Origin of the sequence: Pseudoduganella albidiflava (assembly GCF_004322755.1) — a bacterium.
Taxonomy (GTDB): domain Bacteria; phylum Pseudomonadota; class Gammaproteobacteria; order Burkholderiales; family Burkholderiaceae_D; genus Rugamonas; species Rugamonas albidiflava.
In genome coordinates this window covers 631,080-652,807 of the sequence record NZ_CP036401.1, presented here as the reverse complement: position 1 = coordinate 652,807, position 21,728 = coordinate 631,080, and the positions used below count along the sequence as shown (strand labels likewise).

At 63.5% G+C, this 21,728-nt stretch carries 19 protein-coding genes and 1 tRNA gene; 7 read left to right on the top strand and 13 right to left on the bottom strand.

Annotated features, from left to right (window positions below):
• Positions 1-9 precede the first annotated feature (9 nt).
• Positions 10-1,386: an 8-oxoguanine deaminase gene (locus EYF70_RS02855; RefSeq protein ID WP_131144049.1), complete on the bottom strand. Its 1,377-nt coding sequence runs from the start codon at positions 1,384-1,386 to the stop codon at positions 10-12.
• A gap of 129 nt (positions 1,387-1,515) precedes the next feature.
• A complete protein-coding gene (locus EYF70_RS02850) occupies positions 1,516-2,868 on the bottom strand; it encodes a uracil-xanthine permease family protein (protein WP_131144048.1) in 1,353 nt (450 codons plus the stop codon).
• A gap of 466 nt (positions 2,869-3,334) precedes the next feature.
• Between EYF70_RS02850 and EYF70_RS02845 the strand changes: the two genes are divergently transcribed.
• Positions 3,335-3,742 (top strand): DUF1801 domain-containing protein, encoded by a 408-nt coding sequence (locus tag EYF70_RS02845; protein ID WP_131144047.1) that lies wholly within the window; start codon positions 3,335-3,337, stop codon positions 3,740-3,742.
• A gap of 241 nt (positions 3,743-3,983) precedes the next feature.
• Here EYF70_RS02845 and guaD read toward each other — a convergent pair whose 3' ends face one another.
• Entirely contained in the window at positions 3,984-5,441 is a 1,458-nt protein-coding gene (gene guaD, locus EYF70_RS02840; protein ID WP_131144046.1) for a guanine deaminase, read from the bottom strand.
• Positions 5,442-5,790: 349 nt separating this feature from the next.
• On the bottom strand, positions 5,791-7,032 hold the full coding sequence (locus EYF70_RS02835; protein ID WP_131144045.1) for a TerD family protein: 1,242 nt from the start codon (positions 7,030-7,032) through the stop codon (positions 5,791-5,793).
• 252 nt (positions 7,033-7,284) lie between these two features.
• Between EYF70_RS02835 and EYF70_RS02830 the strand changes: the two genes are divergently transcribed.
• A complete protein-coding gene (locus EYF70_RS02830) occupies positions 7,285-7,647 on the top strand; it encodes a DUF485 domain-containing protein (protein WP_131144044.1) in 363 nt (120 codons plus the stop codon).
• The gene (locus EYF70_RS02825) at positions 7,644-9,308 is read left to right on the top strand and encodes a cation acetate symporter (protein ID WP_131144043.1); all 1,665 of its coding nucleotides are present in this window, start codon (positions 7,644-7,646) and stop codon (positions 9,306-9,308) included. Before EYF70_RS02830 ends, EYF70_RS02825 begins: the two co-directional genes overlap by 4 nt.
• Before the next feature lie 90 nt (positions 9,309-9,398).
• On the opposite strand, the gene EYF70_RS02820 is transcribed toward EYF70_RS02825, so the two are convergent.
• A complete protein-coding gene (locus EYF70_RS02820) occupies positions 9,399-10,313 on the bottom strand; it encodes a LysR substrate-binding domain-containing protein (RefSeq protein ID WP_165497561.1) in 915 nt (304 codons plus the stop codon).
• 225 nt (positions 10,314-10,538) lie between these two features.
• Here EYF70_RS02820 and asd point away from each other — a divergent pair, with 225 nt between their 5' ends.
• Positions 10,539-11,618 carry an aspartate-semialdehyde dehydrogenase gene (gene asd / locus EYF70_RS02815; RefSeq protein WP_229420676.1) on the top strand — a complete coding sequence of 360 codons (1,080 nt, stop codon included), beginning with the start codon at positions 10,539-10,541 and terminating at the stop codon, positions 11,616-11,618.
• 132 nt (positions 11,619-11,750) lie between these two features.
• On the opposite strand, the gene EYF70_RS02810 is transcribed toward asd, so the two are convergent.
• Positions 11,751-12,521 (bottom strand): isocitrate lyase/PEP mutase family protein, encoded by a 771-nt coding sequence (locus EYF70_RS02810; protein ID WP_131144040.1) that lies wholly within the window; start codon positions 12,519-12,521, stop codon positions 11,751-11,753.
• 138 nt (positions 12,522-12,659) lie between these two features.
• Here EYF70_RS02810 and EYF70_RS02805 point away from each other — a divergent pair, with 138 nt between their 5' ends.
• A complete protein-coding gene (locus EYF70_RS02805; RefSeq protein ID WP_131144039.1) occupies positions 12,660-13,496 on the top strand; it encodes an MmyB family transcriptional regulator in 837 nt (278 codons plus the stop codon).
• Position 13,497: 1 nt separating this feature from the next.
• Here EYF70_RS02805 and EYF70_RS02800 read toward each other — a convergent pair whose 3' ends face one another.
• From EYF70_RS02800 to EYF70_RS02790, 3 genes are read right to left on the bottom strand one after another with little or no spacing between them, the layout of a single operon-like run.
• Positions 13,498-14,052 carry a DUF1287 domain-containing protein gene (locus EYF70_RS02800; RefSeq protein WP_131144038.1) on the bottom strand — a complete coding sequence of 185 codons (555 nt, stop codon included), beginning with the start codon at positions 14,050-14,052 and terminating at the stop codon, positions 13,498-13,500.
• Between the two features lie 59 nt (positions 14,053-14,111).
• On the bottom strand, positions 14,112-14,450 hold the full coding sequence (locus EYF70_RS02795) for a helix-turn-helix domain-containing protein (protein ID WP_131144037.1): 339 nt from the start codon (positions 14,448-14,450) through the stop codon (positions 14,112-14,114).
• Positions 14,450-14,773, bottom strand: coding sequence for a type II toxin-antitoxin system RelE/ParE family toxin (locus EYF70_RS02790; RefSeq protein ID WP_131144036.1), 324 nt, complete (start codon positions 14,771-14,773; stop codon positions 14,450-14,452). Before EYF70_RS02790 ends, EYF70_RS02795 begins: the two co-directional genes overlap by 1 nt.
• Before the next feature lie 100 nt (positions 14,774-14,873).
• On the opposite strand from EYF70_RS02790, the gene EYF70_RS02785 reads away from it, so the two are divergent.
• Both EYF70_RS02785 and EYF70_RS02780 read left to right on the top strand, forming a co-directional pair.
• Positions 14,874-15,338, top strand: coding sequence for a hypothetical protein (locus EYF70_RS02785; protein ID WP_131144035.1), 465 nt, complete (start codon positions 14,874-14,876; stop codon positions 15,336-15,338).
• Entirely contained in the window at positions 15,332-15,745 is a 414-nt protein-coding gene (locus tag EYF70_RS02780; protein ID WP_165497560.1) for a hypothetical protein, read from the top strand. The genes EYF70_RS02785 and EYF70_RS02780 overlap by 7 nt, the downstream gene beginning before the upstream one ends.
• A gap of 74 nt (positions 15,746-15,819) precedes the next feature.
• On the opposite strand, the gene EYF70_RS02775 is transcribed toward EYF70_RS02780, so the two are convergent.
• From EYF70_RS02775 to dnaG, 4 genes are all read right to left on the bottom strand, one after another.
• Positions 15,820-16,587 carry a DeoR family transcriptional regulator gene (locus EYF70_RS02775; RefSeq protein ID WP_131144033.1) on the bottom strand — a complete coding sequence of 256 codons (768 nt, stop codon included), beginning with the start codon at positions 16,585-16,587 and terminating at the stop codon, positions 15,820-15,822.
• Between the two features lie 270 nt (positions 16,588-16,857).
• Positions 16,858-16,936: transfer RNA gene (locus EYF70_RS02770), tRNA-Ile, on the bottom strand.
• 180 nt (positions 16,937-17,116) lie between these two features.
• A complete protein-coding gene (gene rpoD, locus EYF70_RS02765; RefSeq protein WP_371861701.1) occupies positions 17,117-19,339 on the bottom strand; it encodes an RNA polymerase sigma factor RpoD in 2,223 nt (740 codons plus the stop codon).
• Positions 19,340-19,887: 548 nt separating this feature from the next.
• On the bottom strand, positions 19,888-21,684 hold the full coding sequence (dnaG, locus tag EYF70_RS02760; RefSeq protein ID WP_131144031.1) for a DNA primase: 1,797 nt from the start codon (positions 21,682-21,684) through the stop codon (positions 19,888-19,890).
• Between the last annotated feature and the right edge of the window lie 44 nt (positions 21,685-21,728).

The following is a 21,728-nucleotide window of genomic DNA, read 5'->3' as shown; positions in this document are numbered from 1 at the left end:
CTCCCCGGCTCAGGCGGCTTTGCGCGTACCCGTCTTCAGCGCCAGCTCGCTGGCCAGCGCATTGTGCCGCTCGATCACCACCGGCAGGTCGACCGTTTGCAGCTGGCCGTCGCGCACCACCACCTTGCCGTTGATGACGCTGTGCGTGACGTTCGACGGCGTGCAGAACACCAGCGCCGCGACCGGATCGTGCAGCGCGCCGGCAAAGCCGATCTGGTCGAGCCGGAAGGTGACGATGTCGGCCGACATGCCCGGCTTCAATGCGCCGATATCATCCCGGTTCAGCACTTTCGCGCCGCCCAGCGTGGCGATTTCCAGCGCCTGGCGCGCCGTCATCGCATCCGGACCGAAACCGACGCGCTGCAGCAGCATCGCCTGGCGCGCCTCGCCCAGCATGTGGCCGGCATCGTTCGACGCGCAGCCATCCACGCCCAGCCCGACCGGCACGCCGGCATCGATCATCTTGCGGATCGGCGCGATGCCGGAAGCCAGGCGCATGTTCGAGCACGGGCAGTGCGCGATCCCCGTGCCGGTGCGGCCGAACATGTACACGCCGTCGTCGTCCAGCTGCACGCAGTGGGCATGCCACACGTCGTGGCCGACCCAGCCGCAATCCTCTGCGTACTGGGCCGGCGTCATGTTGAACTTCTCGCGGCTGTAGGCGATGTCGTTGACGTTTTCCGCCAGGTGCGTGTGCAGCGACACGCCGTAGCTGCGCGCCAGGCTGGCCGCTTCCTTCATCAGCTCGCGCGACACGGAAAACGGCGAGCACGGCGCCACCACGATGCGCTGCATCGCATGGCGGCCGGCATCGTGGAAGGTTTCGATCAGGCGCTGGGTATCCTTCAGGATCGCCGCTTCCTCCTCGACCACGGCGTCCGGCGGCAGGCCGCCCTTCGACTGCCCCACGCTCATCGCGCCGCGCGCGGCATGGAAGCGCATGCCGATCTTCTGCGCGGCCTCGATGCTGTCTTCCAGCCGGCAATCGTTCGGGTAGATGTACAGGTGGTCGCTGCTGGTGGTGCAGCCGGACAGGATCAGTTCCGACATCGCCGTGAGGGTGGAGACATGCACCATCTCGCCGGTGAGGTTGGCCCAGATCGGGTACAGGTTGGTCAGCCAGTTGAACAGCTCGCCGTTCTGCGCGGCGGGGATCACGCGCGTCAGGCTCTGGTACATGTGGTGGTGGGTATTGACGAGGCCGGGCATGACGACCTGGCCGGTGGCGTCGATCACCTCGTCCGCCGTTTGCGGCAGGTCGGCGGTGGCGCCGACCGCTTCGATGACGTTGCCGCGCACGAAGATGGCGCCATCGTCGATTTCGCGGCGGTCGTCGTCCATCGTCACGACGACGCGGGCATTCTTGATCAGCAGTGTTTTGGTCATGTCATTGATTCCATCAAGGAGTATGACACTGCGGAAACAATGCTAGTGGTTCGCACTACGGCACCGCGGAAACAATGTCGAAAAAACCGCGCGGCCTTTCGTTGGCCGCGCGGCGTCAGGAGAGGAAGCTTACGCCGCCTCGATGTTTTTGACCAGCAGCGGTTGAGGCGGTTCTTCGGACTCCTCGTCGTGCGCTTCCGCTTCGCGGCCCGGCAGCACCAGGTTCAGCAGCACGGCGACGATGGCGCCGGTGCTGATGCCCGAACCGAAGATCTCGCTGACGATGGCCGGCATCTTCGCCAGCAGTTCCGGACGGGCGCTGACGGCCAGGCCGCAACCCAGCGACACGGCGATGATCAGGCCGTTGCGCTTGTTGTGCTCCATGCTGGCCAGCATCTGCACGCCGGCGGCCAGGATCATGGCGAACATCATCAGGCCGGCACCGCCCAGCACCGGCTGGGGAATCGTGACCACGACGGCGCCCAGAACCGGGAACAGGCCGGCCAGCAGCAGGAACGCGCCGGTCAGCGCCACCACGTGGCGGCTGGCCACGCCGGTCAGCGAGATCACGCCGACGTTCTGAGCAAAGGTCGACACGGCCGGGCTGCCCAGCACGGACACGAAGGCCGAGCCCAGGCCATCGCACAGCACGCCGCGGCACAGGTGCTTGCCGCGTACTTTCGTGTTGGTGGCCGTGCCCAGCGCCATGAAGGTGCCGGTGGTTTCCACGATCGTGACCACGTAGGCCAGGCCCATGGCGAGGATGCCGCTGATCGGGAAGGTCATGCCGTATTGCAGCGGTTGTGGCAGCGCGAAGGTGGTGGCCTTGGCAACCGAGCTGAAATCGACCAGGCCCAGCGCCAGGCAGACGATATAGCCGATGGCCATGCCGATCACGACGGCGGCGGCGGAGATGATGCCTTTGCCGAACTGCACCAGGCCGATCACGGTCACCAGCACGAACAGCGCGATGCCCAGGTTGATCGGCGCGGCGTAGTTGGCGGCGCCCTTGCCGCCGGCGGCCCAGTCGATCGCGACCGGCACCAGCGACAGGCCGATCATCGTGACGACGACGGCCGTGACGGTGTGCGGGAACAGCTTGCGGATCTGCGGCATGAAGAAGCTGCCGACGATCATGATCGCCGAACCGGCCAGCGACGAACCGAGGATGCCGGGCACGCCGTGCTCGAAGCCGATGCTGATGGCGGCGCCGACGAAGGCGAAGCTGGTACCCATCACGCAGGGCAGGCGGATGCCGACCGGCCCCACGCCCTTGCACTGGATGATGGTGACGATGCCGGAGCCGAGCAGCGCCGCGTTGACGAGTGCGACGATCTGGTCGGCCGGCAGTTTCAGCACGGCGCCGATCACCAGGGGCACGGCGATGATCCCGCCCAGCGCGGCAAGCATATGCTGGGCGGCCAGCAAAACAGTGGTGAGCATCGGCGGACGGTCGTCCACCTGGTAGAGCAGGTTGTTCATCTGTGTCTCCAAGATGTTGTGGTTGAACTTGCGTTCTGTTCGGCATGCCTCGCTGGCGGATCGTCGCGTCCGCTGGTCAGGTCGAGGCCGGGCGTGTGAGTTGAACCGTTGCCGTCGCCGGCGCCCCCGTCGGGCGCCGGCTTCGGCTGGCAGCGCAAGCCGAGCTTATCGGCGCCGCGCTGCCTGGACGGTTTTCCAGGTGCCCCGGCACTGCTCTTTGGCAGGTTGGATGGGAAGTCATGGTGCCCAGTCGCGAAAAAGTTGTCAACAGATTTTGTATACAATTTCAGGCATGATGGGTATGGCATGGCGTGTAGGTCACACCGGAAAGTGCCAGGGTGTGCGCGCTGATATTGGCCCATGGAAATGTGGATGCGCCGCCTGTCGCCCGGGGACGATGAAACGCGTATATTGGCCGCGCGATGTCCAACCAACCAACCAACCAACCAACCAAGGAGACCATGACATGAACGATGCGGCCGCGGCCCCCTCCCCCACCGACCTGATCGACGCGCGCATCCACGAACTGGCCGACTGGCGCGGCGCCGCGCTGGCCCGCGTGCGCGACGTGATCCGCCAGGCCGATCCGGGCGTGGTCGAGGAGTGGAAATGGAATGTGCCCGTGTGGTCGCACGGCGGCATCCTGTGCACCGGCGAAACCTACAAGAAAGCCGTGAAGCTGACGTTCGCCAAGGGCGCCGCGCTGGCCGATCCGGCCGGCCTGTTCAATTCCAGCCTGGACGGCAACACGCGGCGCGCCATCGATATCCACGAGGGCACGACGATCGATGCCGCCGCCTTGCAGGCGCTCGTCAAGGCGGCGATCGCGCACAACGCGGCGACGGCGAAGAAGACGGCACGCAAGCCTGCCTAGGCCGCGTGCGGGTAGCCGGGCATGGCGGCGAATCCGCTGGCATTCCCTAAACGCTGTTTGGAAGAGCTCACCCCAAGTGCAAATTCCGGGGTCAGACCCGGCGGGTCTGACCCCTGCCCTTCGCTGTTGGGGTGAATGCATGCGCTTCCAATGTTTCGGGTAACGCTTTACTTAGCGCCGTTACTGCCATTTCCGGTCTTTGCGGCTTTTATTGGCGCTTGCCGCCTCTTCGTAACCCTTACTAGCGCTTGTTGCCGCTGGCCGCCACATCCTGGCGCTTGCCCATGATGTAGGTGCGCTCCACCGTGCGGTCGTCGCCCAGCGTTTGCAGCACGAACAGCTTTTCTTCCAGCGTGGTGGCGCGCGCCGAACGGAACTTCAGCAGCTCGGTGGCATTCGGATTGAGCACGACGAAGTCGGCCTCGTTGCCGGCCTTGAAGCTGCCGATCCGGTCGTCCAGGTCGAGTGCCTTGGCCGCGCCCAGCGTGGACAGGTAGAACGACTTCAGGGCGGTCAGCGGCTTCTTCTCGGCCGGGGTGTCCGTGAAGGCCTTGTGCAGCTGGATCACCTTGTAGGCCTCGCCCATCGTGCGCAGCGCCGAGAAGCTGGTGCCGGCGCCCACGTCGGTGCCCATGCCCACTTTCACGCCATGCTTTTCGGCGGCCTGCAGGTCGAACAGGCCGCTGCCCAGGAACAGGTTCGAGGTGGGGCAGAATGCGATGGCCGAGCCGGTCTTCGCCAGCGAGGCGAATTCGTCGTCACGCAGGTGCACGCCATGCGCATACACCGAACGCTTGCGCGACAGGCCGAAGCTGTCGTACACGTTCAGGTAGCCGGTGGACGACGGGAACAGTTCCTGCACCCAGGCGATCTCGCCCTTGTTCTCGGACAGGTGGGTGTGCATGTACACGTCCGGGTATTCCTGCAGCAGCTTGCCGGCCATGGTCAGTTGTTCCGGCGTGGAAGTCGGCGCGAAGCGCGGCGTGACGGCATACAGCGCGCGGCCGCGCTTGTGCCAGCGGTTGATCAGCGTCTTCGAATCGGCATACGAGGTTTGTGCCGTATCGAGCAGGTAGTCGGGCGCGTTCCGGTCCATCATCACCTTGCCGGCGATGATACGCATGTTGCGCTTTGCCGCTTCCTCGAACAGCGCGTCGACCGATTCCGGATGCACGGTCGCCATCACCAGCGCGGTGGTGGTGCCGTTCTTCACCAGTTCGTTGACGAAGGTCTTGGCGACACCTTTCGCATAGTCCTTGTTGCCGAACTGCTTTTCGGTGGGGAAGGTGTAGGTGTTCAGCCACTCCAGCAGCTGCTCGCCGAAGGAACCGATCATTTCCGTCTGCGGGTAGTGCACATGGCTGTCGATGAAGCCCGGCACGATCAGGCGGCCGCGGTAATCGACCACCTGCACGTTCTGGTGGTTCGACAGCACGGTGCTGGCCGGACCGATGGCCTTGACCTTGCCGTCCGCGCCCACCAGCAGCACGCCATCCTCGTAGTACTCGTACGACTGCTGGGTGGCCGACGGATCGCCGGTGAAGTGCAGGACGGCGGCGCGGTACGCCACGCTGCCCTGCTGCTGTTGCTGCTGCTGGTTTTGCTGGCTGGCCTGCGCGGAGGGCGCGGCCGTCGCGGCGGTGGCGGCCAGGGCGGCGGCGATCGCGGCGGTCAGGCATGACAGACGTGCTTTGTTCATGGTGTCTCCAATGTTGGGTTGTTATGGTGCTGTGATGCGGTGCTGTGGTCGCACCTTGTCAGTGGATGCAGAAGTTCTCCCTGCCGGGCTGCCAGCCCTCTCCGGTTCTTGCGCGCAGGCGTACCCGCATGGCCGTTCCTGGCGGCCATGGCGTGTCGTCCCAACGTGGTGTCAGTGTCTGTACTGTTGTTGAACCGGCGTGACGGCCGGTGCGCAGCGTGAGGAAGAGTGCTGTCGAATTCGACAGTGGCGGAAGAGAATGTACCGCCAGAAGCCGGCCGGCTTATATGGCGCCGGATATCATGCTTATCAGCATTGGCTACTGGCGGCGAGGCAAAAGGCGCGCTGCCTAGCCCTTGCTGCCGCGCGCCCAGCGCAGGCCGAAGCCGTACTTCCGGTCCATCGCCTCGTGGTTGCTCATCTTGCCGTCCGAGACGATGTAGTCCACCAGCTTGGTGACCTGCAGCTGGCCGTTGCGGTTCTCGATCGACGCGATGGCGCACATGCCGCCGGCGCCGCCGTGGTCGAGCCGCACTTCGACCGGCGCATTGTCCGGCACCTCGATCGTGACGACGCCATCGGTGGCGGCCCAGTTCGGCACGCCCTGGTAGATGAACGTGAACACGAGGATGCGCTTGATCTGGTCGAACTGGTCGCCGTTGATGAACAGGTTCTCGCCGTTGGTGCTGGTGCCGGTGCGGTCGTCGCTATCGAGCTTGATGAACGGCCGGCTGTCGAAGCTGCCCCACGAGTCGCCCAGTGCCTGCACGCCGCCCGGCGTGCCATCGGCCAATTCGTACAGGCAGCCCAGGTCCAGGTCGACACCGTTCGCGCCTTTCGGCCGCAGGGCGCCACCGAGCATGCCGAACAGGCCGCCGCTCTTCTGCTCCGGCTGCACGCCGGAAGGATTGCGGTTCCAGTTCAGGTTGACGCGGATGCGGCCAAAGCCGCGGCGCGATGCGCCCTTGGCCAGCGATACCTTGTCGCCGCGTTTTTCCAGCGTGACTTTCGACAGCGACACCTTGGGTGCCGGTGCCGGTGTCGGTGCTGCCGCGGGTGCCGGCGCAGGTGTGGACGCAGCGGCAGCCTCGGTGCCGCCGAAGTGCGCCAGCAGCGCGGACAGGCCGCCATTGAAGCCCTGGCCCACGGCACCGAAGCGCCACTGGCCATCCTTGCGATACAGCTCGCCCAGCATCACGGCCTTTTCTTCCTGGAAGTCGGCGCCGGACAGCGCGAACGTGGCCGCCTCGCCCAGCACCATGGCGCCGCTGCCGATGCCGCGCATGGTGCCGCTCCCATCGATCGCGCCGGTGAAGACCAGCTTGTCGATGGCGGCCGGCAGCGCATCCAGGTTCAGCTGGAACTGCGCCCGCGAACCGGACAGGTTCACGCGGATCGCCCCTTCGGGACTGGCCAGCTGGTTAAAGAAAATCATGTAGCGGTCGTCGGCCAGTTTGCCGGCCGCATCGAGACCGAAGCACGATAGGTCGACCGACATGCCGCTGGCCGGCAGGTCGATCGTCACGTTGAAGGCGGAGCCCAGGCCAAGGTCGGACAGTTTGGTTTTCTGGCCGCGGATGATGGTTTTCATGGAGGTCGTTCCCGTTCTGGTTATTACTGCTTATATCACTACTTATCACTGGAAATGGCGATGGTAAGGCATGCGCGGCGGAGGCGATACCGTCCCCCGCTTACGCCGCAGTTCTTGTAACCGCCCGGCACAAAAGGCCAGGCACCATCGATTTTCTATAGCGTAAGCATATGGTAAGCAAGGGTACTTAGGATCAACCATAGCCGACTTATCTTAATAAGCTGTGCCTCATAAAATTATTGGAGACAAAAAATGGAACAAGACATGGTTCGACGGGTCAAGGCCGACCCCAATTACCAGAAACTGGTCAAGACCCGCTCGCGTTACGGGTGGATGCTGACCTGGGCCGTAATGATCGCCTATTACGGTTTCACCGCGCTGAATGCGTTCGACAAGGAATTCATGGCCGCCAAGATCGGCGACGGCGTGATGTCCCGCGGCGTGCCGCTCGGGCTGTTCGTCATCCTGTTCACGGTGGCTGTCACGGCCATCTACGTGCGCCGCGCCAACCGCGAGTTCGACGCGCTGACCGACGCCATCCACGCCAACGCCGCCGCCGGCCAGGCTTCCTCGACCGGCGCCGCCAATGCCGCACCGAAAGAGGTGCGCGCATGAACCGCCCCGTGACCCGTACCGCCGCCGCCCTGGCCTGCCTGGCCGTGGCCGGCAGTGCCCTGGCCGCGCCCGACCTGGGCGAAGCCACCAAGCAAGCCACCAACTGGACCGCGATCGCCATGTTCGCGGCGTTCGTGCTGCTGACGCTGTTCATCACCAAGTGGGCCGCCAAGCGCACCCGTTCGGCATCGGACTTCTACACGGCTGGCGGCGGCATCACCGGCTTCCAGAACGGCCTGGCGATCGCCGGCGACTTCATGTCGGCCGCGTCCTTCCTCGGTATTTCGGCCGCCGTGTTCGTCAGCGGCTTCGATGGCCTGATCTACGCGATCGGCTTCCTGGTCGGCTGGCCGGTGCTCACCTTCCTGATGGCCGAGCGCCTGCGCAACCTGGGCCGCTTCACCTTCGCCGACGTGGCCGCCTACCGCTTCGCCCAGAAGCCGGTGCGCATGTTCGCGGCATCCGGCACGCTGGTCGTGGTGCTGTTCTACCTGATCGCCCAGATGGTCGGTGCCGGCCAGCTGATCAAGCTGCTGTTCGGCCTGGACTACTGGATCGCCGTGGTGCTGGTCGGCGTGCTGATGATGGTGTACGTGCTGTTCGGCGGCATGACGGCCACCACCTGGGTGCAGATCATCAAGGCCGTGATGCTGCTGGGCGCCACCAGCTACATGGCGTTCGCCGTGCTGGCGCTGTATGACTTCAGCCCGTCGGCGCTGTTCGGCAAGGCCGTGGAAGTGCATGCCAAGGGCGACGCCATCATGGGCCCGGGCGGCTTCATCAAGGATCCGATTTCCGGCATTTCGTTCGGCATGGCGCTGATGTTCGGCACCGCCGGCCTGCCGCACATCCTGATGCGCTTCTTCACGGTACCGAGCGCCAAGGAAGCGCGCAAGTCCGTGCTGTGGGCCACCACCTGGATCGGCTACTTCTATGTGCTGGTGTTCATCATCGGCTTCGGCGCCATCGTGCTGGTCGGTACCAACCCGGTCTTCAAGGATGCCGCCGGCGCCCTGCTGGGCGGTAACAACATGGCCGCCGTGCACCTGGCGAACGCCGTCGGTGGCGACATCTTCCTGGGCTTCATCTCGGCCGTGGCCTTCGCCACCATCCTGGCGGTGGTGGCCGGCCTGACTTTGTCCGGCGCGTCGGCCGTGTCGCACGACCTGTACGCCACCGTGATCAAGAAAGGCAAGCCGGCGCCGGGCAGCGAACTGCGCGTGTCGAAGTTCACCACGATCGTCCTCGGCGTCATCGCCGTGTTGCTGGGCATCGTGTTCGAGAAGCAGAACGTCGCCTTCATGGTGTCGCTGGCCTTCGCCATCGCCGCCTCGGCCAACTTCCCGGTCCTGTTCATGTCGGTCCTGTGGAGCAAGTGCACCACGCGCGGCGCCACCGTCGGCGGCTTCCTCGGCCTGATCACCGCCGTGACGCTGACCGTGCTGTCGAAATCGGTGTGGGTCGACGTGTTCCAGAACGCCGAAGCGATCTTCCCGTACACCTCGCCGGCACTGTTCTCGATGACCGCGGGCTTCGTCGGCATCTGGCTGTTCTCGGTGACCGATTCGAGCAAGCGGGCCGCCATCGACAAGGCCGGCTTCGAGGCGCAGGAAGTGCGTTCGGAAACCGGTATCGGCGCATCGGGAGCGCACGCGCACTGATGTCCTGATCCGGATCCGACGGCCCGGGCGTGCGAGCGCCCGGGCCGTTTTTCATGCTGCCCGGCCCATCCCATGCACGCTGGCTGGTGATTAGCTGACCGGCTCTACTGCGGGCGTGGCGCCGGCAAGGTCGGCAGGGCCGTATCGCGCATCCGCTGCAGCGTCCTTCAGCCATTCCCAGAGCAGTTGCGCTGGCTTGCTCAACGCGCGTCGCGGCTTCACGAGGTAGAACGCGCTCGGCGATGGCACCAGGTCGGCAAGCGGCGCGACGAGGCGGCCGGAAGCCAGCAAATCCATGACCAGGCCCGACCTGCCCATTGCCACGCCGATGCCATTGAGGGCCGCGTCGAGCACGAGATTGTAGTCATTGAACACGGTACCCCGGTGCGGCCCAAGCAGGTCCGCGCGGCCTGCCGCTTCGAGCCACGCGCGCCAATGCATGTCATTGGAATCATGCAGCAACGGCAGTTCGAGGCGGCCGTCGCACAGCGCTGCAACCTGCGGCAGCAGGTCCGGCCGGCATACCGGTGTCAGCGTATCCCGAAACAGCAGCTCAGCCTGCATCCCGGCCCAGTTTCCCGATCCATATCGCACGGAAAAATCGAACGGTGACCGCTCCAGCCTGGCCAGCGCCAGCGAGGCATCGAGTTGCACGGTGACTTGCGGATGCAATGCATTGAACCGCGCAAGGCGTGGCAGCAGCCAGTGCGATCCGAACGACGGCGTGATGCTGATGCTGACTTCTCCGCCTGGAACGTCGTCGCGCAACTCGCGCGACAGAACTTCCAGGTCGCCCAGCATCGCCTGCACCGTCTGGTACAGGCGGCGCCCGGCCTCGGTCGGCGTAACGCCTCGCGCCATGCGGGCAAAAAGCGGCCTGCAGAAATGCTGTTCAAGCAGCGCAACCTGGCGGCTGACCGCGCCATGCGTGAGATGCAATTCATTGGCGGCCTTGGTAAAGCTGTGCAGGCGTGCCGCCGCCTCGAAGGCGACCAGGGCTTTCATCGGAGGGAGTGGCATCTGCTTTACCTGTGACTTTTTCTCATGGCTAAAGTGAGATCTTATCGTTTGTGCGTATCGCTTTCCACTCATAAGCTTCTTCAGGCAGGTCGACATCGACAGCATGGCGGCCACCGGAGCGCCCGCGCGTGCGCGGATGCCCGGCGATGGCCCGAATTCAAGGCAAATGGGGGAACAGTGAAAAAGGTTGGGTTGGTAGGCTGGCGTGGCATGGTCGGATCGGTACTTCTCAGGCGGATGGCGCAGGAAGGCGATTTCGGGAAGATATCGCCGCACTATTTCAGCACGTCCGCAGTCGGGCAAATCCATATCGATGCACAGGGCAAATCGCATACCTTGCGCAACGCAAAATCGATCGCGCAACTGGCGGAAATGGACATCGTCATCAGCTGCCAGGGCGGCGACTACACCAAGGCGGTGTATGCCGATCTGCGCGGAAGCGGCTGGGATGGCTACTGGATCGACGCGGCTTCGGCAAAACGCATGGATAGCGATTCCGTCATCGTGCTCGATCCGGTAAACCGTGTCCAGATCGACGGGGCACTCGATGCCGGCATCAAGAATTTCATCGGCGGGAATTGCTCGATTACGCTGAGCTTGCTCGGGCTGGCTGGACTCTTCCGCGCCGGGCTGGTCGAGTGGATGAATGTCATGACGTACCAGGCGGCCTCCGGTGCCGGCGCCGCCCATGTCCGCGAGTTGTTGGGCCAGATGTCGCAGGTATCGTCCGCGGTAGGTGCCGGGCTGGCCAACCCGGCCACACCTGTGCTGAGCCTGCTCGAAAGTGCCCGCCGCGCGATGGATGAAGAGGCATTCCCGATAACCCGGTTCGGCGCGCCACTGGCCGGGAGCATCATTCCATGGATCGATACGGATCTTGGCGATGGCCGCAGCCGCGAGGAGTGGAAAGGCGAGGTTGAAACAAACAAGATCCTGAATCTGCCGCCCGGCACGATCGCCGTGGATGGCTTGTGCGTGCGCGTCGGCGCGCTGCAAAGCCATTCGGCGGCGATAGCGTTGCAGTTGAAGGAGAATGTGCCACTCGGAGAGCTCGAGGCGCTGGTCAGCACTGCCCATGCATGGGTTGATTTCGTACCGAATACGAAAGCGGACAGCATGCAGCGATTGTCGCCTGCCGCGGTCAGCGGTTCGCTCAAGGTCGCCGTCGGCCGGCTGCGCCGGCTGAACGTCGGCAGCAATCTGTACAGTGTCCTGACGACAGGAGACCAGCTGCTGTGGGGGGCCGCGGAGCCGCTTCGCCGGATGCTGAACATTCTGCTGGAAAGGTAAGGCTCGATCGCCCCGGCCAACGCCCCGATTCCTGCTGGGCCCATGGCGCCTCCGGATATATATGCAGTATCTCGAAGGCGTTCGAACAGTGGTGCCAGCGGGAAGTTTCCATTCACGGGGCACGGTGCCGTTTCATTCCTGCCGGCCCAGCACGGCCTGCGCGGCCGCACGCGTGGCTTCCATCGCGAGCAGGTAAGGCGCAGGGCCATGGCTGATGCGCGCGACGCCCGCTTCGGCAAGGCTGCGGCTGTCCGCCATGCCGGGCATGACCATCACGTTCAGCGGCAGCGCGATGGTGGCCGCCAGTTCGCCGATCAGCGCCAGGTCAACCAGGCCGGGCACGAAAAAGCCGGAGGCCCCCGCCCTGGCATAGGCGGCCGCGCGCTCCCTTGCTTCGTCCAGCAATGCGCCGGGCCGGGCCTGCGCATCGAAGAACAGGTCCGTTCGCGCATTGATGAACAGGTCGGCGCCGCGTGCGCTGGCCATGGCGCGGATTGCGGCAATGCGTTCGCACTGCGCATCGATGCCGTACAGGCCGGCGCCGCCGATCACCCGGTCCTCGACATTGATGCCGGCCACGCCGTGATCGAGCAGGAGGGACACGTTGTGCGCGCAGGCTTGCGGGTCGGCGCTGTAGCCGCCTTCGATATCGACGGTGACCGGCAGCGCGACCGAGCAGGCGATCCGGCCAAGCACCTGCTCGACCAGCGACAGCGGAATCGCCTCGCCATCGTCGTAGCCATGCGCGGCGGCGACGGCCCAGCTGCTGGTGCCGATCGCCCGTGCGCCGGCGCCGGCGATGGCTTTCGCGCTGCCGGCATCCCAGGCGTTGTACAGCACCAGCGGCTCTCCCTTGCGGTGCAGGGCGGCGAAGTGGCGGGCGAGTTCGTTCGATGGGTTCATGCAAGGCTCCTTCAGGCTTGGCGTGGTGGGAACCGGATCATCGCGCCATGCCGCGCAACGATCAATTACCGGGCATTGCGCGCCGCCATAACCTCGCAGGTTATGGAGCAGCGCTGGACAATTGGTTAAGATCGCGGGATGGAAAACGGATCTATCAGTTATGCGGCCGGCGCGGATGTCGGCGCGATGCTGCGCGAATGGCGCCTGCTCCGGCGCCTCTCCCAGCTGGACCTGGCACTGCACGCGGATGTCTCGGCGCGGCACCTGAGCTATGTGGAAACCGGCCGCTCGAAGCCGAGCCGGGAAATGATCGTGCGGCTCGCCGAATCGCTGGCGGTGCCGCTGCGGGAACGCAATGCGCTGTTCATGGCCGGCGGTTTCGCGCCGAAGTATCCGGAAAGCGGCCTGGATACGCCACGCCTGGCGCAGATACGCTACGCGGTCGATGCCATCCTCGCCCAGCAGGAGCCCTACCCGGCCTACCTGTGCAACCGCCACTGGGACATCCTGATGGAGAACCAGGCCGCGAAGCGGCTTAACCGCTACCTGCTCGATGGGCGCGACAGCAGGCACGCCAACATGCTGCACCAGTTCTTCGATCCCGCCGACTTGCGCGGCGCCGTGGAGAACTGGGAAGAGATCGCCGGCAGCCTGCTGCGCTACCTGCACAACGAAGTGGCCGCTGCCAGGGCCGAAACGCGGGCCGAAACCCGGGCCGCCGGCCTGCTCGAGGAAATGCTTGCCTATCCCGGCGTGCCGGCGCACTGGCGCCACCGGGAGCTGGGCACGGCACCGGCGCCCGTGCTCACCACGTGCTTCGGGCACCATGGCACGCGGCTGGCATTCTTCTCCACCATCACGACCTTCGGCACGCCGCGCGACGTGACGCTGGACGAAGTGTTCATCGAGTCGTGCTTCCCGGCCGATGAAGCCACGGCGGCATTCTGCCGGCGCCTGCAGGCGGACAGCGCCTGATCTACCGGGCCGCTGGCAGGTAGCGATAGTGCCCGGTCACCGGGTAGGCAAACAGGACATCCTCCAGCTTCGCGCCCGAGCCGATATTGTGGATCACCAGCGGCGTGCCGGCCGGCGACACCTGGTCGGCAACGATGCCGATATGATTCAGGCCCCCCTGCAGGCGCCACGTGACGACATCGCCGGGGCGATAGTCGCCAGGCTTGGCGCTGGGCGGCAGCGAAGTGCCGTGGCGGCGGAAGAAGGCGGCCTGGTTCGGCACGCGGCGATGGTCGATGTTGCGGTCGGTGGCTTTCCCGGCTGCGCGCAGCTGTTCGTGCACGCGCTGCTGCAGGTCGATGCCGATGGCGCGATAGGCGCGGATGACCACATCGGTGCAGACACCCCGCTCGCGCGGCACGTCGCCGTTCGGATAGGCGATGCGCTGGTAAGCGGGATCGTAGCTGAGGGTGACGCCGATCTGCGCGCGGGCGGCGCCCACCAGGTCTTCGGCCGGGCCGGCCAGGGCTTGCGGTGCGAGGGTGACGGCGAACAGCAGGGGAATCAGGCGGGGCATGAAATCTCTCAAAAGATGCAAACTCTGGCTTTCAGGGTGTCCGGATCCCTGCAAGCGCATCAAGCCACTGACGAGCGGCGCTTTTTCACTTCCCGGAGGGACCTTTTGAAAGCTTTCAGGTCTCCGGCCGAAAACAGCTGGTTTCGCCCTACTTCGCCCGATGGCTTGATGCGCCCATGACTGACATGCCGGCGGAATGTGGACATCGATACTTCGAGATATTCGGCTGCTTCCTGCGCAGTGAATTCTTCATCGGCAAGGTGGCCGAATACCTGCTCATGCGAAAAATCCTCGCGCAGCAAACTGGGCTCGGCAAGCAAGGCAAAAAATTTTGCACGCTCGCCAGCGGGAAGCTTTGTAAAATTTTTATAAACGGTCTCCGCGGTAATCTGGCTCATTACACCCCCCGTTTCAGGTACTTCTTCAATGACGCATAAAAATTCTCGTGCGTACCCAGCTGGTAGAAATCGATGAACAACAGTTCCAGCCGGGCGTCCTTTCGCTTCAAGGCTTCACTCGTGGGAGCGCGATACGCCATCAGGTACTCCTGGCGCTGGTATTTGAACTTGTGAACACGGATCCCCTGTAGATCACCGGTCTTCGCTTCTCCGATATCAGGATGCGCGCAAACGTCTTCAACTGCATCCTCGATCGCCAACTGAAAGGGCTTGTGCTGCTTCTTTACAAACGACACAAACGGAGCCTTGTAGTTCGGCTTCATGGGATGAGCCTTTAAAGTATCAGATCTGAGTATATGTGATAGCACCAGCATCTGCAACCTGCCCTTTCCGGCAGTGTTGCCGGCATCCGCTGGGCAATGCATGGCACGGGCAACAAAACACCGCGGCCAAACATTGCTCAAGGTCAACATTGCAGAAGGCTTACCAACCGACAATGCGGAGAAAAAGGGAGGTCATATGTGGAAAGTTCTCTGTGCTGGTGCATTGTTGACCAGCAGCGCCGCGCTGGCTCTCGGCGCTCAACCCTGGGCATTCGAATACCGTCCATTCAAGGGGAGCTACCAGATCTATGGAGGCAGTCTGGGCGATACGATACGACCGACAAACCGCAGCAGGAATATCCAGTACAACGTCAAAGGTCCGGTTGCCAGGCAGATGTTCGATTCGATGGGGCCCGACCTCAAGAACGTTTGCGGCGCGGACGATGAGCAACGCCTGCGCCAACGCGCCGACGTAGCCTGCACGTTCTCTGCAAAGAACGGCTATTCCTGCACTTTTGGCTTCGACCTGGTCACGGGAAGGAGTATCGCGGGATCGATATGCTGACGCGGACTCTGATGACGATTGGCGTGTCGTGCTGCGTGCTCGCGATTGGCAGCAGCGCTCGTGCGGGCTGGGATTACAGGCACGGAGCATTCTCGGGACAGTACATCATCTATGGCGACGAGCCCAGCGCAACCGCGGCACGCATACCGACTCCCGGCGATACCAAGATCGCTTTCAGCATCAGGGGCCGTGCGGCAAGGGATCTGTTCGATGCGATCGGGCCTGCGCCAAGGGAAATGTCGCGTGGCGAAGAACGCTGCGAGGGAAATCCAAAGATCCGGGTACGCCGTCTGGACACCATTTTTTGCCGCCATTATGCCAAGGATGGCTACTGGTGTACCTTCGGCTTCGACCTGTCGACCGGACTTAGTACCTGGGGAAAGGCAGGCGACGCCGGGTGTGATTGACGTGCCGACCCGGCGCGCAAAGCCGAGGCGTTTTTATTGAACTGGATTGAGTTACCGGGTCGCGCGGCGCCGTCCTACTCCGCAATCAGCAGCTCGATGCCGGCATCCAGCAAGCCATCGCGGTATTGCGCGCTGATGCCGGCATCGGTGATGACGGTGTGCACGCGATCCAGCTGGACGATGCGATGCAGGCTGACGCAGCCGAATTTCGACGCATCGGCAAGCACGATGACCTTCCTGGCGCGCTCCACCATCTTGTGGTTCAGGCTTGCTTCGGCCTCGTGGTGGGTGGTCACGCCGAACTGCAGGTCGAAGCCGTCGACGCCGAGGAACAGCTTGTCGAAACTGTAGGCCTGCAGGCAAGCCTCGGCCTGCAGGCCCTGGATCGACAGCGATTGCTTGCGCAGCAGGCCGCCGGTGAGGATCAGGTCGACACCGGGCGCGTCGGCCAGTTCCCAGGCGATGTTCAGGCCATTCGTCATCACGGTCACGTTGTGGGCCTCGCGCAGGTGGCGCGCCAGCGAGATGGTGGTGGTGCCCGAATCGATGATGATGTTCTCGCCCGGCTTCACCAGGCGCGCAGCCAGGGCGCCGATGCGCTCCTTCTGCTCATGATTGAGGGCGTCCTTCTGCGGCACCGTGTGTTCGGTCGGTGGCGTGCGCGCCAGTGTGGCGCCGCCGTGGCTGCGGCTCGCCAGGCCCTGCGCCTCGAGCGCGCTGAGATCGCTGCGGATGGTCACCGCCGAGACGTTCAACTGCTTCACGAGTTCGTTGACTTGTACCGACCCGTGTTCGGTAAGTGCTTTCAGGATGTTGGCGCGGCGCTGACCGGTTTGTCCCATGGTTGGGCGAATAGTTCTGAACAAAATAGCAGCTTAACAGATCGGAGCTGGGGCGGGACCAGTTGGGAGAACTGAGCCATCGCCCATGGCGGGGCAAGGAAAGGATCTCCTTTCGCTGCCTGGCAAAAACGCTAAGCGGAAATCAGCCTCGCTCCGGGACACAATCCTGATCGCATGACGAACCTTCGGGACGCGTGGGATTGCGGCAGAAGAAAGAAGCAGGTTGCGGTAGTGCCAGGGCAATAGCAAGGGAGACACGGCAGGAAATGGTGGTAGGCCTCCCCGGAGTCGAACCGGGCACCAACGGATTATGAGTCCGCTGCTCTAACCAAGCATGAGCTAGAGGCCCTGAGGTAGTGCGGATGCGCCGTACGAATGCATGGCGCGATGTGACGGAGCCGATGCGGCCTGCCCTGACACGGTTCGTTGAGCAAACATCTACAAAACGAACTCGGCAGAATAGGGCCTGCACCGGCTCCAGTCAAGACTTTGTTAAGTCACCAGTGACCGATCAAACGGGACAAAAAAATCAGTTCCCTTCGAGGAAGCTCTTCAGCTTGTCCGACCGCGATGGATGCCGCAGCTTGCGCAGCGCCTTGGCTTCGATCTGCCGGATGCGTTCGCGCGTCACGTCGAACTGCTTGCCCACTTCTTCCAGCGTGTGGTCGGTCGACATTTCGATACCGAAGCGCATGCGCAGCACTTTCGCTTCACGCGGCGTCAGCGAATCGAGCACATCCTTCACCACGCCGCGCATGGAAGCATGCAAGGCCGCATCCGATGGCGCGAGGGTGTTGTTGTCCTCGATGAAGTCGCCCAGGTGGGAATCGTCGTCGTCGCCGATCGGCGTTTCCATCGAGATCGGTTCCTTGGCGATCTTCATGATCTTGCGGATCTTGTCTTCCGGCATCTCCATCTTGATCGCCAGGGTGGCCGGATCGGGTTCGGCACCGGTTTCCTGCAAGATCTGGCGGCTGATCCGGTTCATCTTGTTGATCGTTTCGATCATGTGCACCGGGATGCGGATCGTGCGCGCCTGGTCGGCGATCGAGCGCGTGATGGCCTGGCGGATCCACCACGTGGCATACGTGGAGAATTTATAACCGCGGCGGTACTCGAACTTGTCCACGGCCTTCATCAGGCCGATATTGCCTTCCTGGATCAGGTCGAGGAATTGCAGGCCGCGGTTCGTGTACTTCTTGGCGATCGAGATTACCAGGCGCAAGTTCGCTTCCGTCATTTCGCGCTTGGCCTTGCGCGCCTTCATTTCGCCGGCCGCCATCTGGCGGTTGATGTTGCGCAGGTCCGGCAGCGGCAGCACGACGCGCGCTTGCAGGTCGATCAGCCGTTGCTGCAGTTCCTTGATCGTGGGAATGTTACGGCCCAGGATCGCGCTGTACGCGTGGCCGGCGGCCACTTCGCTGTCGACCCATTCCAGGTTCGTTTCATTGCCGGGGAAGACCTTGATGAAGTGGGCGCGCGGCATGCCGCACTTGTTCACGGCCACGTCGAGGATCTGCTTCTCGATGTGGCGCACTTCGTCGACCTGGCCGCGCAGCGTGTCGCACAGCTTTTCCACCACCTTGGCCGTGAAGCGGATGCCCAGCAGTTCGTTCGAGATCGCATCCTGCGCCTTCACGTACGACTTCGAGCTGTAGCCTTCCTTCTCGAAAGCCTTGCGCATCTTGTCGAACTGGTTGGCGATTTCATCGAACTTGGCCAGCGCATTGTTCTTCAGCGTTTCCAGCTGCTCGGCCGAGTAGCCGGCCGCCGCGCCCGAAGCGCTGGCCTCTTCTTCTTCCTCTTCTTCCTCTTCTTCTTCCGCTTCCTCGTCGTCCTCGTCGTCGGCCGCGACCGGCGGTGCCGGTGGCGCGGGCGCATCCTCGTTTTCATCGACGAGGCCGTCGACGATCTCGTCGATCTTGATCTCGTCCTGGCGGATGCGGTCGGAGGTAGCGATGATTTCGGCGATCGTGACCGGGCAGGCGGAAATCGCCTGGATCATGTCCTTCAGGCCATCCTCGATGCGTTTCGCGATCTCGATCTCGCCTTCGCGCGTCAGCAGTTCGACGGAACCCATCTCGCGCATGTACATGCGCACCGGGTCGGTCGTGCGGCCGAAGTCGGAGTCGACGGTGGACAGCGCGGCCTCGGCCGCGGCTTCCGCTTCATCATCGCTGGTCACCGTGGCAACGTTATCGGACAGCAGCAGCGTCTCGGCATCGGGCGCGTGTTCGTACACGGCAATGCCCATGTCGTTGAACGTGCCGATGATGCCTTCGATCGCTTCCGGGTCGACGATATTGTCCGGCAGGTGATCGTTGATCTCGGCGTACGTGAGGAAGCCGCGTTCCTTGCCGAACTTGATCAGCGTTTTCAGCTTCTGGCGGCGGCGTTCGAGCTCTTCCTCGGTGGCTTCCGTATCCGACGAGAACGCATCCTTCAGCAGCGCCTTTTCCTTGGCCTTGCGGTCCTTGGCTTTCGCCTTGTCCACGGCTTTCAGTTCGGCGCGCTCGACGGCGTTCAGCGCGGCGACTTCGTCGTTCTCGGGCTGGAACTCCTTTGGCTTGCGACCGCGCCGGCCCGGTACTTTCACGGACGGGAGCACGTAGCCGGACGTGTCGATCGCGGCAAGGGTGGCCGCATCGGTGGTCTGGCTGACCCCTGGCGGTGCCGCGGGCGCGCGCGACTCCACGCCCGCCTCCGTGCTGATTTCGGACTTGTCGGCCGTCTTCGCTGCCTTGGCGGTCACTTTGCTGGGCTTTTCAGCCGCTTTGGTTTCAGGTTTCTTTGCTGGCACAGGCGCTTTCGATGTCACAACGACTTGCTTTACGGGTTAGGACGATGCCGTAATCACCGGAGCCCACGCAGCAACCGCTGCGACACACTGCGGGACTCCCATCCGGCACTGCTACAAAACTTCCTTGCTCATTCCCGGCGACAGTCCTGAAGCTGCCGGCAACCGCTCGATGTTATTGAACGGCCATGTTTGGCAGAAATTCTACTGTATGACTGCGCGCGGGGGCTAGGGGCACGAATGGTGTGAGGGTCCAGGCTGTTTTGCCTGTGCGGCGACAAGAAACTCGCGCCGTCTCAACCAAGTCCGGACCCGGCCTCCAGCACACCGCATTTACCATGCATCCTGCACCGGCCATGAGCCCAACTTACTGAAAACAAACACAAATTTTGAATTGAAGTACCTTGCCAAGGTATTGAAATACTTAGCGTTTTATTATAGCACGCCACCTTTTCAATGCCAGGAGTGCGGCCTTGGCACCGCATCTCCCGGGTGATTCGGGATTATCTGTTACTCAGCGTCGATTGCTCTTCACGCGATAACATGTCCTGCATCGCCTTTAATTCGTGATAACGGGTCCGCAACTCGTCGGTCAGCTTGCCTGACGACAGAATCTGATCAAGTTCAGCTTTCACCGTTTGCTCCTTCAGCTGGCGTATCGTGGCTTTCAGCCACAGCCGCTCGCCTTCGATATCGGGCTCTTCCGCGGCGGCGATTTCACCGATGAGCGCATCGTATTCCGGCCCCTCTTCCTTCATTTGCTGGGCCAGCGCGGCAAAGGTGGCGCTGTCGCCCAATGCCTGCGCCGTTTGCACTAGGTGCACCAGGTATTCGCACTGTTCGGCGCCGAACTGGCGGAACGCTTCCATCGCAGACTCGTCGATCTGCAGCGACAGCGACGGGTGCGTGATGAGGCAGCGAATGATCTTCAATTCCAGCCCCACCGGCTCCTGGCGCTTCGACTTCGGCGGCGCCCGCCGGCTGGCCGCCACCGGCTTGCTCAGCTCGAACAACGCCTCGATTTCGCCAGGCGTGCTCTGCGTCATCGATGCCAGGCCCCGCACGATCTGCAGGCGCAGGGCCGACGGCGCCATGGCCTGCAGCATCGGCTTGGCATCGAATTGCGCGCGGGCGCGGCCTTCCGGTTCGCCCAGGTCATGCTCGCCCGCCGCTTCGCGCAACAGGAACTGCGACAGCGGCATGGCTTCCTGCACCTGCTGCTCGAAGCCTTCGGCGCCGAACTCGCGGATATAGCTGTCCGGGTCGTGTTCCGAGGGCAGGAACAGGAACTTGATGGTCTTGTCGTCCGCCGCGTAGGGCAGGCAGGCTTCCAGCGCGCGCCGCGCCGCCTTGCGGCCGGCCCGGTCGCCATCGAAGCTGAACACCACGTTATCCGTCTGCCGCAGCAGCTTTTGCACATGGATCGGCGTGCACGCGGTGCCCAGCGTGGCGACCGCCTGCGGAAAGCCCATCTGGGCCAGCGCCACCACGTCCATATAGCCTTCGGTCACCAGCACATACCCCGCATCGCGGATCGCCTGGCGTGCCTCGAACAAGCCGTACAGTTCCGAACCCTTTGAAAATAAAGGCGTTTCGGGGGAATTCAAGTACTTTGGCTCGCCCTGTTCCATGATCCGGCCGCCAAAGGCGATCACCTGCCCCTTGGTATTGCGGATCGGGAACATCACGCGTTCGCGGAAACGGTCGTAGCGCTTGATGTGGCGGCCTTCCTCGTCGACCTTGTCGATGACGAGGCCGGCTTCGGCCAGCACCGGCGCATCGTATTGGGGGAACACGGCGCGCAGGTTGTCCCAGCCTTCCGGGGCATAGCCGAGCGCGAAGCGGGCCGCGATCTCGCCCGTCAGGCCGCGGCCCTTCAGGTAGCCGATCGCATTCGGCGCCTTGCGTAGCGCGCCTTTATAGAAATCGGCGGCCAGCGTCATCGCCTCGGACAGCGCCAGGCTCTGCGCCTGCATCTGCGCGCGCTGGGCCGGCGGGATCTTGTCGTCCGCTTCCGGTACCGTCATGCCCACGTTTTGCGCCAAGTCCTTGACGGCATCGACGAAGCCCAGGCCGGAATATTCGATCAGGAAGCCGATCGCGGTGCCGTGCGCCTGGCAGCCGAAGCAGTGGTAGAACTGCTTGGTGGGGCTGACGGTGAAGCTGGGCGATTTTTCGTTGTGGAACGGGCACAGGCCCTGGAAATTGGCGCCGGCCTTTTTCAGTTGCACATAGCGCCCGACCACGTCGACGATGTCGACGCGGTTCAGCAAGTCGGAAATGAAGGATTGTGGAATCACTGTGGCAACCGCGGTTCTTCCATATTGTTACAGATCAGGCTATA